Consider the following 15,015-nt stretch of genomic DNA (forward strand, 5'->3'; position numbering starts at 1 on the left):
TTTTTTAATATTTGATTAGCATTTTTCACCTCCCATATATTTCTCAAATATTTCATAGAATTCTTTTTAAAGGTTCTATTTAAAATAAGCACTTCCCCATTTTCCATAATCAAACGCATTCTCATATTTGAATCTGCTTTAACAATAATTTCACCATCTTTCTAACTATAAAATATATCCACCCGATTTTCATCTATCATTTTATCTTCATAATAATTGACCTTCAATTTTTTTCCTCCTTCCATATAAATCATATCAATTCTCTTATTAATTACAACTATTTTCTGCTTATTTTACAATCTCAAATGTCTAAGTTGCACAGATAGATGAAATACATTTATGCTAATTAAACTTTCCTATATTATATATTTAATTTTAATTTAAAAACAACAAAAGCACTAAGATTTTTACTTCTCAGTGCTTTTGCTATTTTAACATATTTAGTTTTTTATTAGCTTTTATTGCCAAGGGAATAGTTATAATAGTTGCAATAATATCTGCCACAGGTTGGGCAAAAATAACTCCATTCATTCCTAATATTCTAGGTAATATAATAATTACGGGAATTAGAAACAAACCTTGTCTCCCAATATTTAAAATTCCTCCTGCAATTGCTTTTCCCATGGACAAATAAAGGGTAGCATAAGTAAATTGGAAACCAAAAGTAAAAAACATCAGAGTATTTACCTTCAAAGCCTTTGTTCCTATACCTATTACCTCAGAATCATCTATCATAAATGTCATTATATTTTTATAGAATAAGAAAACTACTACTGTCCAAAGAACACAATAAAAAGTTGACCACTGCATTGCTTTTTTTGTTATATCTAAAGTTCTCTTATAATTTTTTGCTCCATAATTATATCCTACAAAGGGTTGATATCCTTTCATAAAACCAAATACAACATTAGTTCCAAGTGTTACAATTCTCAAAATAATTCCCATAGCAGATACAGCTGCATCGCCATATAAACTGGAATTTCGAGAAATCAATGACATAGAAAATCCCGTAAGTCCTTGTAGCAAGAACATAGAAATACCAACCTTTATAATTTCCTTGTAGATTGAAATACTGGGTTTGAAATCTCTCCAATTCATTGTAATATAACTATTCTTTCCAAAGAAGAACCTTAAATAGATTATAGTAGTTACAATTTGAGAAATCAGTGTTGCAATTGCTGCTCCTTTTACTCCTAAATTCATTTCATTAATCAAAATTGGATCTAATATCATGTTTAACACTGCTCCCACAATCATTGCCTTCAATGTTATTGAAGCTTCTCCCTGTGCAATTGCCAAGTTTCCTGTTGATACATTTATGGTTGTAAAAAACATACTTACAATAAAGATATTTGCATACTCAAGTGCATAGGGTAAAATTGTTTCTGTAGCTCCCATTGAAATTAGAACTTGCTCTGTAAATAAAAGCAATATTATCATTAACACCATTCCAATTATTCCAGCCGTATAAAAAGCCACTGAAGCTACTCGATTAGCCTCTTTAATTTTCTTTTCCCCTAAAAGCCTAGAAATATATGAAGCTGCCCCAACTCCAAAAGTTAACCCCAATCCAGAAAAGTATAGTGATATTGGGAAGGCAATGGAAACAGCTCCTGATTGCTGAGTACCTAAATTTGATACAAAATATGTATCTACAACATTATATAAAGCTGTTACAAGCATACTTATTACCATAGGTATTCCTAATTTAAAAAGAGTTTTTGTAATATCTCCTTTTTCTATCATCATAATGCGTGGGTTTTTCTCACTCATTTTTATCCTCCTATTGCTTTTGACTTATTCTTTCCCATAAAGGAAAATAATCTTCTAATTTAAAATTTATTGTTCATAGGTCATCCTCCTTATTGGCATCTATTATACATAATTTGATTATAAATTGAAATAGATAAGTGTTTTTGATTTAGATTTTACTTCATTACATATTTCCTTTATTTTTCAATGTTTAAGCATAATTTTTAAAATATTTTTTTACGTTTTCATGATGATTTTATAGTTTATAGTGTTTATATTTTATGTTATTATAATATATAAGGAGGAGTAAATCATGACCAGTAAAAGTGTAATAGAATACTTTATACAAGCTCCAAAAGAGTTTAACTTTATCTATATTCCAGAGCTTTCAACGGAATATGAAAAATACTATCGAATGAATCCAGATTATGGAGACGGTTTTTTTCGAATAATAAACTCTAATAATGAATTTATTATATTAATCGCAAGCTATACCCCTAACTATGACTTTGAAAAAGTATCTGAAATTGAAGAAGAATATATTGAAATAAGTAAGTTTGATACAACTTCTAGCTCTTATCAAGTTGGAAAGCGAAAAATCAAAAAAGTTGATACAGGAATCTTATGCTATATAAATACAAATAAATTAGTCCATGTATTCTGTGAAAAAAACAAGTTAATAGAATTTACTAAGGTAATTCTTACTAGAAATTATTTTGATCGTTTTCTTAAAAATCGCTATGGTGACAGTTATAAAGACTTTACAACTGCTTTTAAGTACCTTGCAAAAAATCCTGTATCACCAGAACTTAATTTTATTTTTAATCAGATTAAAACATGTAAAGCTAAAGGAATATCCCAAAAAATCTATTCAGAAAGTAAAATCTTAGAAATATTATCTTTAGTTACCCATGACAAGGATCAAAAGTGGGAAAAAGAACATATCTCTGTAAGACTTAATAAAACTGATAAACGCCTTTTAAAAAATGTAGAGAAATATCTTCAAAATAATATTGGAAGTTATCCAAGTCTCGAAGAACTAGCTAAAATCTCTAAAATGAGTACATCAAGACTTCTATTGGCTTTTAGGGATTATTTTGGTACTACACCATATCAATATCTCAAAGATTTAAGAATGAATGCAGCCTTAACACTTTTATTAAATACAGAAGATAGCATTACATCCATTGCAAAGGAACTAGGCTACAAAAATAGCGGCCATTTTTCAGGGCTTTTTAAAAGCTATTATGGTATAAATCCAGGTGAATACAGAAGAACTCATTATGTAAAATAGGAGTCCCTTTTCTGGACTCCTATTTTTATACTCCCTGATGGAATATCCCAATATCTTGCAATTAACTTAACAAGTGTAGACTTTCCACTACAACTTGGACCTACAAATGCATTCTGTGTATTTTCTTTAATTTTCATATCTATTCCATGTATTATTTCCTTGTCATTATCATAGCCAAAGCAAATATTTTCAAGATTTATATTAAAATCCTTCAAAATAACTTCTTCATTTTTATGAATCTGTTCCTCACCTTTCAATCTCTGAAATGTAATGCCTTTTTGTTCCAAAACATCATACATTTTATAAGTATCCTGTATCTCCGTTTTACCATCCAAATCTGTAAAATCAACATCCCTCGTCCCATCAGAACATTGCAGCAAGAGCTTAAAGGATTCAAAATTATCATTAGCTAATCTGAAACAAAATGTCTAAGGTTTATTTTTTATTTTCTCAACGATTTTAAATTATTTACCGTATACAAATAACCTTATAACAGCTGTTTTAGCCATTATAAGGTTATTGCCTCTTGCTCTAATAAATCTATTTATATTTATATTGTAAAATTCTATATTATAATATAAGTGTAATTTATTAATTTTTATTCTTTTCCTTATTTTCCCTATATAAATCAATATAGTTTCTTACACCTATTTCTTCAATTTGAGCACTCCCATCTATAGGGCTTACTAAAATATAATAGGATTTTCCAGCCTTTTCTCCTTCATAAAAATAAGCCTTTCCTACTAATTTGTTTATTTTTAGGCGAGAAGGAAATATAGATTTTTCTTTTGTTTCTTTTATATTAGAGTATCCTAAATTATTTACTATTTCTAGCCCTTCTTTATATGTATAATCAGGTTTTAATAAAAATATTAGTATAAGTGTTAATAGTATTATAAATACTGTAAATACCCTAAATCCACCTTTACTTTTTACTTCTTTTTTCCAGTTTATTAAAGAAACCATTATTAAACTAACAGGTAATGAAGCTATAAATCCAATATTCATAGTTTTCCCATATGTAAAATCCATAGTTAAATAAATAAAAGCTATTAGAAAAATACAAGCTACTATTTCTCCAATTAATATGTATTTTTGCTTTTTCAAAATTTAACCCTCCTAAGTATGTATGATAATATTTTATATTGTCATTTTATCATACATATTTAATCTTTTAACAGTTTCCATATCATTTTATATTCTATCACTAGAGTTAAATTCCCCCCTACAAATATATGCAGAAAAAAATTTAGGAGGTTTTTATAACGAAAATACTGATTTATTGGTAACTTTGACTCAACACGAGAGAGATTCAAATAATATCACTATTATTAAATAATATCTATTTCCTTAATAATATTTCCAGCTAAATCTTTTATTTTAAAGCTACTATTTTCTAATACTCCATAAGTATGGGGATTATTTTCCTTAGGTAATGTTATGCTTCCTGGGTTCAAAAAATATATATTATCTTTTTTATCTGCTCTTAAAATATGAGTATGTCCATAAATAAAAGCAGAACCTTCATTTATTTTTATCATATTATCTTCATTGTATATATGTCCATGGGTTAAAAAAAGCCTTTTATCATTATATATAATATTAGAATAAGTTGACATAATAGGAAAATCTAGTACCATTTCATCAACTTCACTATCACAATTCCCTCTAACTGCAATTATCTTATCTGAATAATTATTTAAAATATTTATAACTCCCTTTGGATTGTATTCTTTAGGCAATGGATTCCTTGCTCCATGATATAGAATATCTCCTAGTATGACAATATAATCTGCCCCTTCTTCTTCATATCTTTCCATGACTTCATTTAAGTAATATACAGATCCATGTATATCTGAAATAAAAAATAGTTTCATAGGTATCCTCCTTAATGCAAATATTTATATTAAAAAGCCTAATAATATGTCAAAATGAATATTATCAGGCCTTATTTACTTATATAGTTACATAAACTTCTTATTATTTAAATTTAACTGCCGTTCCATATGCAATCACTTCTGCAGCTCCTCCCATGATTGCAGAAGATGAATATTTAATATTTACAACTGCATCTGCTCCCAAATCTGTTGCTTCTTCAACCATTCTTTTAGTTGCAATAGCCCTAGCTTCATTCATCATCTCATTATAAGCCTTAAGTTCTCCACCTATAAGAGTTTTAAATCCCTGTGAAATGTCTTTACCTACATTTTTAGATTGAATAGTACTGCCCTTTACTAAGCCAAGCATCTCAAGATCTTTTCCAGATATATAATCAGTATTTACTAAGATCATCTTCTTCTCCTCCTTTTATTTCCTTAATTCTTTCAATTAACATATAAATTACTAATACTATTAAAGTCATAGGAAAAACAACTAATAGTATTTTCATTTTACTTTAATTCGGTAAATAATACAATATCTGTTTAATTATTTATAATATTTATTTTCTCTTCTTTTCCTATAAAAAACAAGCTCAAAAGTAAGGTTAGTACTTCTGTAATCGGTGCCACAAGCCATACTCCTGTCATACCCAACAGTGGTGGCAAAGTGAAGATACAAATCAGAAGAATTACCAATCCTCGTGAAGAAGATATGATGGCTGACTCCTTTGCCTTTCCAATTGATGTAAAGTAAAAAGAAGAAATTGTATTAATCCCCGAAAACAGAAAGGAAACTGCATAGATTATTCCCCCTGAATGAACCATCTGCTCCACGACTTCGCCTTTAACGAACAGACTGCTGTACCACTTGGAACCAACTAATACTAGGAAAAGCACCATTACTCCAGTAATCAGCACCATGAAGTTGGTTATCTTACGTAGGCTTCTTGCAAGGAAATCTTCCTTTGCTCCATAAGTAAAGCTAATAAGGGTACTTGCCCCCTGACCAAAACCTATTATCACCATGCTGAAGATATAGGCAATATAACCCACGATGGTAAATGCAGTCACACCATCTACACCGACATTTTTTAGTATTACATAGTTATAGGCAAACATAGAAATGCTCATTGACATTTCGCCCACAAATTCTGAGCTGCCATTGAATAATGTTCTACTCAACACCTTCCTAGAAAAAGTGAATCCGTGGAATTTATACACCTTTGACTTCTTGATAAAAAAGTAAAGAATACACAAAAGGGTAACAAGGGCAGAGATCAAAGAGGCAACAGCTACACCCTTTACACCCCAGCTAACCCAGCGGACAAACAAATAATCAAGCAAAATGTTAAGTAATACATTTAAAATGTTAACCTGCATAAAATACTGTGGTTTACCCTCTCCTCTGATAAACATACCAAAGGATGTGTTTATCACCATAATGGGAAGCTCCAGTAGCATAATGCCATAATAGTCCTTGAAAAATCCCGCCACCTGTATATCAGCATTTAAAAGTTGAAGCATAGGCTCAATGCAAGGCAGTATAATGATGCTAAGCAAAATGGTGGAAACCATTGCCGTACATATAGTCTAATTAAAAACACTGTTGCACTTTTTGATGTCCCTACTTCCAAGTGACATTCCAGCAATTGCCACACCACCTACAGACACCATAAGACCTACTGCAAGGTGTAAATAGACAATGGGTAGCCCTAAGTTAACCGCAGCAAGGCCTTCTTTTCCCACATAGTTTCCAATAAAAAAACCATCAACAACTGTAATCAGTGAGGTCAGCACCATTGCAATAATCGATGGAATGGAAAACTGTAAAATTGTCTTGATTTTGTTGTTTTGAATGCTCTCTAAGTTCATTTTTATTTCCTCCCTATATTCATCGTTCACACCATATAGGATAAAGGAATAAAAAGAAAAATACTTCTGTTTTTGTGCTCTATTTGATTGGGATACAAAAATCAATTTCCATATACATAGAATCACAGTCTATCTTTCTGTAAATCTCAAAGCCGTAGCGTTCATCAATCTCATTGTCACTCTTAGGTAACCAGACATTGAAAATACTTTGGTAAGAGGTATATATCTCTTTTACCAAACCTTTGAAGTGATAAATAGCGAATTTCCCACCTTTCAGCACATATGTATTTTCAAGTTTACAGCCTTCTGGGGCAGTCATGCAGATATCATATAGGCATTCATTTATATTGGTAATGGACGGGTCATCATAGGTACGTTCAAGAAACAATGTTAACTCGGTGATATATTCCTTATATTTTTCTTGAAATGCTCCCCACTGAACGGATAAGTCTCCATAGTTTCCTTTATGCCGTTGATATATAACAGGACAATCCTCAAGAACTTCTATAGAAATTTTTTTGTTGCATTCCTCAAATGACTCTAACCCTATATCAGCATCACTAAATATTGGGTTTACTAAAGATTCTTGCGTAATACTACGCCTAAATTCCCTTGGAGATTTATTGTGATGTTGCTTAAAAGCATAGCTGTAGTTTGATGAACTGTAACCATAATCACAGCTTATATCCGTGATACTTCTGGTTTTATCAACCTTTAAGCGAAACGCACTTTGTTCCATTTTCACTCGTTTGATAAATTCATATATGCTTTCTCCAGTTTCCATTTTAAACATTCTAGAAAAGTAATATCTTGAAAAATTGCAATGAGAGGCAATCTCATCAACAGATATATTTTCATTAATATGATTTAATATATAGTCTATTGCTCGATTTATATATGCATTGGTTCTCATTTTTTCTCCCTTTATTTTAGAAATTTATTTGCAATTGTTTAATAATTATAACTTTGAATTTAATATGTATCATATATTTATACACGTGAAGAGATTTTAAAAATACAGAATAAACCTTCCTATGAGTTTATTCTGTATTTTAGCCAAGTATGACTTTCTGTGATATTTTTTAATTCTTCTATTATATATTCATGTAAAATATTTTTGTATATTTTAGGCTATTTTTCGTTTTTAAAACCTTGTTCTTTTAATGTTGGATAAACCTTTGGGAAGTACACATTTTGATAAATATTACTTGTATTGTTACTCCAATTTATTTTCTCTCTTCTTCCACCCTCTTCTAGATATTTTGACATGATTTCATCATAATCATCTATGGTTGATGGTAAAATTTCTTTATTATATTTTTCCATGTGACAATATGCTTCTTTTCCCATTCTTGGCTTTGGAGCTGAATTATCTTCAGGATATCCTAAACATAAGCCAACAACTGGATAAGTATATTCTGGAAGCTCTAATATTTTTATCATTTCTGAAGGATTATTTCTAATTCCTCCAATACATACAGTGCCTAATCCTAAGGATTCTGCAGCAGTAATTACATTCTGCATACTAAGTCCTACATCTACAGAACCTACCATTATAGACTCTACACTATCAGTTATTGTCTGGGTTCTTTTATTTTTTTCAGCTGCTAACTTAGTCTTATAAAAATCCATTACAAAAACTAAAAATACTGGACACTCTTCAATCCAAGGTTGGCCACCTGCATATTCAGCAATTTTCTTTTTTGTATCTTTATCTTTGATTACAATAACCGTACTTTGTTGTCCATTAATTGAATTTGGAGCATGTTGAGCTACATCTATTAAATTATTTAATATCTCATCAGATATCATTTGATTTTTATACTTTCTTATTGACCTATGTTCCTTCATTACTTTAATTACTTCATTCAATTTATTTCATCTCCTTTTGTTGAATAAAATTTTAAAAAATACTTATGATATTTTTACCCAATATTTATTATATCCAACAACTAAGATTACATTTAAAATCTTTTAAAAGATAAATATTATCACTTTGATTAGTTATATTTTTTATTTATTGTTATAAAAAATAAATCAGCATTTTTATCTTTAATATATAATGCACCTTGTTGCATTGGAAATTTATAACTTTCTGTTGTTTTGCCAAAAGCCACTAATACTTGTTCTAAGCTATAGGAAGCATACCAAGCATTGTATTTTCTTTATCATTGAGTGAATATCTGTCTAAATCTTTATCTAATATTTTTTATACCTTATATCAAAAAAGTTCTCTCTTTTAAGTCCTCCCATTCTCTCCAAAAGGCAAGATAACCCTCCCTATCCATTTTATCTTCTGGTAAAACTCTCTTTCCTGCTTTTTTATAAAAGTTTTCTACTTGCTTTATAAAATTTAAGACTTCTTTTTTATATTGTAAGTAATAGTAGGTAGTTTTTAAATTCTCATCTGCTTCTATAGTCACAAAACCATCTTTATGACTAATAGCCCAATCTAATCCTTGGTCACATCCTATTATTTCAACCTTATCCAATTTTTCATTAGCTATCATAGTATTTCCACAACAAGGGAAGAGATGTTCTCCTTTGCCTCCATGATGGTCTGTAAACAGAGATCTTAATAGCCTTAACCCTGTTGCACTTACTGTAGGGGAATATTCAACTATTTCATTATTTAATCTTATTTCTAGATCTCCATGCAAACAAAGGTCTTCTTTGTTGTCCTGACTGCCATCTATCCAATAAAGTTCTTTTATCTTTATTTCAAAGTCATGGCAGTCCTCGAAGAAATAGGCTGGCAGACACTCCCATAGGTCCTGGAGGATTTTTCCCTCCCTTGCCATTATGTAGAGCCCCCTATCATCATAGAAATAAAATATTGTCTTGCTTTCCAAGTCTATAATAAAAATTGATGAGACTAGGTCATAGTCTCCACCAATATCCGACCGTCCTATTTGGCCAAAAAGCTCCTCTACTTTTAGAGCTTCCACCTGGTAGAGTCTTCTGATAGGCTTAAGAAGTTCTTCCCCATCCTCATAAAACCATTCATAAGTATATTCTTCCTTTCTTTTAGGATTTACTAAGATTGTTTCTATGAAGTTTACCTCTTTCTCAGTATTAATATTAAATACATTATCATAGACCAGGAGCAAGTCTCCTTTAAAATTAAGCTGCTTAAAAATCTCACTAGCTTTCTCAAGAGTTGCATCAATATAGTCCTCGTCCAAATCTCCATTTTCTAAATATGGAGATCGATCTGTTAAGGCACTATGTAATCTTAGCTTGCTAGTCAACCTAAATAAGGGACCAGCTTCAAAATCATATTCATCTAGTATCCCCCTTAAAATATCTTTTAAGCTTTTATCCCTGTCTGTCATAATTTTCTCTCCTCTTATCTCTATACTTATTCAGAAAATTTTTCAAATAGTTGGTCTAGGAGACTTTCATCTCCTACATCTTTAAAGCTTTTAAACCTTTCAACTACCACATCTCCATCTGGGGAAAATTCTACTTCCCATCTTTGACCAGGGACAGCTACTTCTACCATTATATAATTATTTCTAACTGTATCTAATTTGTAGAATATTTTATTTTCTTCCAGTCTATTTAAAAATCTAGTCAGTTTCCTAAAGCTATTGCCCCATAGTCTTTTGGACAAGTCTTCCACATATGTTTGTGCTTCTTTCTTATCTGCCCCTCTCAATTCCATGTATATATCTACTGCTTTTTTATTATTACCTTGGTAAATCAAGTCTTTTAGATCCTGGTCTAATACATGGTCTCTATTTCTTCCATCTTCATTTATATAGAAACCATCAATAATTTCATTTATTCCACCACCAAAAGACCAATTATTAGCCTCTATAAAATCAATGAATTTATCCCAAAAGTCATCATAGCTTAAATCTTCTGGTACTGAAACACATCCATTTATTTCAAATTCTTTTTCTCTTTTCATCCTTATCCTCCTAGAAATTTAAAATTAAAATATAACTAGCTTTCATTGTAAGTTTCCAAGTTTTCACTTAAAAGAAAATTAAGTCTAAAATCATTAAGTCAGAGTAAAATTACTTTAAAAGGTTTATCAGTATTTTTCCTAATGTCCAATACTCCTTTTACAATTCCAGCAATTCCTCCTTGTACTTTGTCTATTTAACAAAACTAACCTTTGGATATTCAGGAGATATTATATCAATCATTAGATTTGTCATACATATAAAAAAATGACATGTTTTTTCAGGTACAAGATAATTTTTTTGTCTAAATTTATTTAGAGAATCAAAGGAAGCATTAGATAAGGAGAGTTAAAAACTCTCCTTATCTAATGCATTTTTTTAGAACGGCTTATATGACGATTCACACCATAACTTATCTTTTAAAAAACTATGCTTTTAAAACTCTCATTGCATTAAATACAGCAAGTAAAGCTACTCCAACGTCTCCTATAACAGCTAACCACATTGGTGCTATACCAATGAAAGCTAAAACCATAATTACAAACTTAATTGATAGTGACAAGAATATATTTTCTGTTACAATTTTTTTGGTTTTCTTTGCTATATCTATAGCCTTTCTTATTTTACTTAAATCATCATCCATTATTATCATGTCTGCTGCTTCTATGGCTGCATCAGAACCTACTCCACCCATAGCTATACCTACATCTGCTCTGGCTAAAACTGGTGCATCGTTGATACCGTCACCAACAAATAATAAAGCATCTTCATCTTTTTTCCTTGAAAACAGATTTTCAACTTCATTCACTTTATCATCAGGTAATAACTCATATCTATAGTTTTTGATGCCAACCTTTTTAGCCACTTCCTCTGCAGTACTTTTTCTATCTCCAGTAAGCATAAGGATATCTAGCTCTGGAAGACTTTTTATTGCTTCATAAGAAGTTTCTTTTAATTCATCTTTAATGACTATATATCCTGCAAATGCATTGTCCACTCCTACATATACTATAGTTCCATTATCCTTACTTTCTTTAACACCTTTTATTTCACTTCCAACAAAATCAAAATTTCCACATATAACTTCTTTATCTCCAACTAAAGCTTTAATACCTTTTCCTTTAATCTCTTTATAATTAGTTATAATTTCTTGATCAACATTATTCTTAAATTCTTTTACTATTGATTTAGCTATTGGATGGGTAGAAAAGCTTTCAGCATAAGCTGCATACTCCAAAACTTTTTCATTATTAAACTCATTAAAAGCTTGAATCTTCTCTACGTTGAAATTCCCCTTAGTTATTGTACCTGTTTTATCAAGTACAAGATATTTTGAATTTGCTAAACTTTCTAAATAATTTCCACCTTTTACTAATATACCATTTCTAGATGAAGCTCCAATACCAGCAAAGTAAGTCATTGGTACTGATATTACTAAGGCACAAGGACAAGACACTACTAAGAAAGTCGCTCCTCTAAGCACCCAAGTAGACCACTCCCCACTAAATAATAAAGGTGGTATTACAGCAGTTAAGAAACCTATTAAAACTACTATTGGTGTATATACTCTAGCAAATCTAGTTATTCTTAACTCAGTTTTTGCTTTTTTAGAACTTGCATTTTCAACTAAATTTAATATTTTACTTACAGTTGAGTCACCAAACTCTTTAGTTACCTTAACTTGTATCAAGCCATCTATATTCAAAGATCCACTTAATACTTGATCTTCTTCATTTACAAATCTTGGATCTGACTCTCCTGTTAAAGCCTTTGTATCTAAATAAGTCTCGCCCTTTACAACTACACCATCTAAAGCTATCTTCTCACCAGGCTTAACAATTATAATATCTCCTAGTTTTACATCCTCTGGACTAACTTTTTTAATATTCTCTCCAATAATTACATTTGCATAGTCAGGTCTAATATTCATAAGGTTTGCTATTGATTGTCTTGAAGATTCTACTGCCTTACCTTGGAAATATTCTCCAATTTGATACAATAACATAACCATTATAGCTTCTGGATATTCTCCTAATGCCATGGCACTTATAGAAGCTATAGACATTAGGAAGTTTTCATCAAATATTTCTCCACGTTTTATATTTTTATATGATCTATTGATAATATCATATCCAATTACTATATATGATACTAAAAAAGGAATAATCTGTAAATTGCTTCCTAGTTTTCTAAATACAAATCCTATAATTAAAAATATTACTGATAAGCCCATCCTCATTTGCAATGTATTTTTAGGCTTTTCAACTTCTGTCTTTTGATTTTCATCTATAACTTTAACATCTGGTTCAAGTTCAGTTACAATTTTGGTTATTTCCTTTGTTATATCATTTTTATTTTTATCTACCTTTACTTCCAAAGTTGAAAGGTTGAAATTTAATTCACTTTCATAAACCCCATCTAAATCGCCTACTATTCTCTCTATTTTCCCAGCACAGCTTGCACAATTAAGACCTTTAAGAGAATATTTTTTTACAATGTGTCTTCCTGTATCTACTATACACTCAACATCTGGCTCCAGGTCATTTACTATTTTAATTATATTTTTAGTTACTTCATCTTTATTACCTTGAAATCTAACTTTTAATGCAGATGTTGTAGAATTCAAATTCATATCTATTGTTGAATCCAACTTTTTAATTCTATCTTCTATCTTACCTGCACAACTTGAACAAGCTAAGCCTTTTAACTTCATAGATAAAAGTTCACCCTCGCCAGAGTCTAATATCTGATTTTGACTAAAAGATGCATGTTCATGATCGTGATCATGATGGTGAGCACTGCAAGAATTATCTTTACACATAATATCCCTTCTTTCTAAATATATCTATATAATAAAACCTTATGTACATTTGAACAGATGAACATTCATTCATATGTTTGAGTTTATAATACTACCTTTTTCTAAAATTGTCAACATGATTTTTATTAACGATTAAAAATTTATGCCAGTTTACTCTGTAATCAGTAAATAACTACATGTATAAACTGTACAAAAAAGGCAGTCATTTTTTGACTGCCTAGCCTAGGTTATCTTAGTTATTTAATTTTACACTAAATTATTTTTTCTCTACAGGAATCCATATTTCATTGCAATATCAATTACTTTCCTATCTGACATTATCAATTCTTGATCTGCCATTTAATATTATTCCTTCTACTGTTTTTACATTTTCAATATCATTCCTCTTAATCCCAAATAGACAGATTAGGGTTGCCATGTCACTTGTACCTTCCTCTGGGACTATGTGGTCCATGAAAAGATTTAATTTATCTTCTTTAATTTCAGCTCGTTGCACTGTAAGACTATTTGAGCCACTTCCTTCACTTTTTATATAGGCATATACCAATCTCTCCTTGAAAAATTCATCATTATAATTCTGTTGCAGTATATTAACATTCTTTAGTTCTGGAGGATATTTCTTAAGAAAGTTTATCCACTCAGTGTAGTTATCAATTAGTATTGGGGTCTCATATTTATAACTACTTTCCCAAATTGCCCGATATTCCTTACTTACCAAGTCTAATATAATAGGAGATTGTTCAATATATGTTTCTTCACTTTTCATAGAATTTTTAAAATAAGACTTTTCTGATAGCATATATCTATTTTCTTCATCTTCAAAAGACAATGAAAATACTACTTTATAAGTTTCACTAGAATTCAAATTTAAGTCTTTTAAATCTACTTTATTATTCACTTTGAGATATCCATCTCTAGGAATTTTTTCTTCTTTGACTACAGGTATAGAAATAGGGAATTTCTTTTGGTAGTTATATACTTCAGATTCATTCTCATCATATATGATGAAATTATAATAAGGATGATGTAAGGCAATTATGTTTTCTTCATTTTCTATGTTTTTTAACTGAAACTCCAACTCTAGAAAATCATCCTCAACCATTGTAATCAAAGCTGTTTTAAATGCTTTATGCTTATTATAATAATTATTAATTTTATTATCTTTATCTCTAATGTTAATATTTATTTCACTATCCCATCTTAAATCCTTGTCTAAAATCTCTATAAGTTTTCTCAAAGGAACATAAGTGGTATCGTTGTAAATGAAGTGTTGAATATTTGGTTTCTCTACTTTAGATGCTAATATAATATTTGTAAACAAAATACATATGACAAATACTAAAATGAAAATTTTAAATATTTTTTTCATAATTTTCATCCTCTCATTGAAATATAAGCCTTAATTATACATCTAAATCCTAACGACGTCTTTATATACATATATACATTATAGTATATATGTATATGCTAATCTATTAATCC

At 29.9% G+C, this 15,015-nt stretch carries 13 protein-coding genes and 1 pseudogene; 1 reads left to right on the forward strand and 13 read right to left on the reverse strand.

Annotation, left to right across the window (positions count from 1 at the left end; translation table 11 throughout):
- Window positions 1-426: 426 nt before the first annotated feature.
- Window positions 427-1,773, reverse strand: coding sequence for an MATE family efflux transporter (locus tag AC4PG3_RS09020; protein ID WP_492196329.1), 1,347 nt, complete (start codon window positions 1,771-1,773; stop codon window positions 427-429).
- A 292-nt stretch (window positions 1,774-2,065) separates the two neighbouring features.
- Here AC4PG3_RS09020 and AC4PG3_RS09025 point away from each other — a divergent pair, with 292 nt between their 5' ends.
- Window positions 2,066-3,046 carry a helix-turn-helix domain-containing protein gene (locus tag AC4PG3_RS09025; protein ID WP_492196330.1) on the forward strand — a complete coding sequence of 327 codons (981 nt, stop codon included), beginning with the start codon at window positions 2,066-2,068 and terminating at the stop codon, window positions 3,044-3,046.
- On the opposite strand, the gene AC4PG3_RS09030 is transcribed toward AC4PG3_RS09025, so the two are convergent.
- The 12 genes and pseudogenes from AC4PG3_RS09030 to AC4PG3_RS09085 all read right to left on the reverse strand — a co-directional run bounded on the left by AC4PG3_RS09030 (window position 3,034) and on the right by AC4PG3_RS09085 (window position 14,902).
- The gene (locus AC4PG3_RS09030) at window positions 3,034-3,345 is read right to left on the reverse strand and encodes an ATP-binding cassette domain-containing protein (RefSeq protein WP_492196331.1); all 312 of its coding nucleotides are present in this window, start codon (window positions 3,343-3,345) and stop codon (window positions 3,034-3,036) included. The two genes, AC4PG3_RS09025 and AC4PG3_RS09030, sit on opposite strands and share 13 nt — an antisense overlap.
- Before the next feature lie 292 nt (window positions 3,346-3,637).
- Entirely contained in the window at window positions 3,638-4,153 is a 516-nt protein-coding gene (locus tag AC4PG3_RS09035; RefSeq protein ID WP_492196332.1) for a hypothetical protein, read from the reverse strand.
- Window positions 4,154-4,377: 224 nt separating this feature from the next.
- Entirely contained in the window at window positions 4,378-4,923 is a 546-nt protein-coding gene (gene yfcE, locus AC4PG3_RS09040) for a phosphodiesterase (RefSeq protein ID WP_492196333.1), read from the reverse strand.
- A 103-nt stretch (window positions 4,924-5,026) separates the two neighbouring features.
- Window positions 5,027-5,338 (reverse strand): YbjQ family protein, encoded by a 312-nt coding sequence (locus AC4PG3_RS09045; RefSeq protein ID WP_492196334.1) that lies wholly within the window; start codon window positions 5,336-5,338, stop codon window positions 5,027-5,029.
- Between the two features lie 131 nt (window positions 5,339-5,469).
- Window positions 5,470-6,063, reverse strand: coding sequence for an MATE family efflux transporter (locus tag AC4PG3_RS09050; protein ID WP_492198220.1), 594 nt, complete (start codon window positions 6,061-6,063; stop codon window positions 5,470-5,472).
- 204 nt (window positions 6,064-6,267) lie between these two features.
- Window positions 6,268-6,798: pseudogene (locus AC4PG3_RS09055) on the reverse strand (MATE family efflux transporter); the annotation flags it as partial.
- A gap of 79 nt (window positions 6,799-6,877) precedes the next feature.
- Window positions 6,878-7,711 carry an AraC family transcriptional regulator gene (locus tag AC4PG3_RS09060; RefSeq protein ID WP_492196335.1) on the reverse strand — a complete coding sequence of 278 codons (834 nt, stop codon included), beginning with the start codon at window positions 7,709-7,711 and terminating at the stop codon, window positions 6,878-6,880.
- A gap of 218 nt (window positions 7,712-7,929) precedes the next feature.
- Window positions 7,930-8,670: an NADPH-dependent oxidoreductase gene (locus tag AC4PG3_RS09065; RefSeq protein WP_492196336.1), complete on the reverse strand. Its 741-nt coding sequence runs from the start codon at window positions 8,668-8,670 to the stop codon at window positions 7,930-7,932.
- Between the two features lie 344 nt (window positions 8,671-9,014).
- Window positions 9,015-10,133 carry a DUF3885 domain-containing protein gene (locus tag AC4PG3_RS09070; RefSeq protein WP_492196337.1) on the reverse strand — a complete coding sequence of 373 codons (1,119 nt, stop codon included), beginning with the start codon at window positions 10,131-10,133 and terminating at the stop codon, window positions 9,015-9,017.
- A 26-nt stretch (window positions 10,134-10,159) separates the two neighbouring features.
- Entirely contained in the window at window positions 10,160-10,714 is a 555-nt protein-coding gene (locus AC4PG3_RS09075) for a YggL 50S ribosome-binding family protein (RefSeq protein WP_492196338.1), read from the reverse strand.
- 425 nt (window positions 10,715-11,139) lie between these two features.
- Window positions 11,140-13,533 carry a heavy metal translocating P-type ATPase gene (locus tag AC4PG3_RS09080; RefSeq protein ID WP_492196339.1) on the reverse strand — a complete coding sequence of 798 codons (2,394 nt, stop codon included), beginning with the start codon at window positions 13,531-13,533 and terminating at the stop codon, window positions 11,140-11,142.
- Window positions 13,534-13,840: 307 nt separating this feature from the next.
- Window positions 13,841-14,902 carry a stalk domain-containing protein gene (locus AC4PG3_RS09085; protein ID WP_492196340.1) on the reverse strand — a complete coding sequence of 354 codons (1,062 nt, stop codon included), beginning with the start codon at window positions 14,900-14,902 and terminating at the stop codon, window positions 13,841-13,843.
- Window positions 14,903-15,015: the final 113 nt, after the last annotated feature.

Source organism: Tissierella sp. QWL-11 (genome assembly GCF_058683765.1).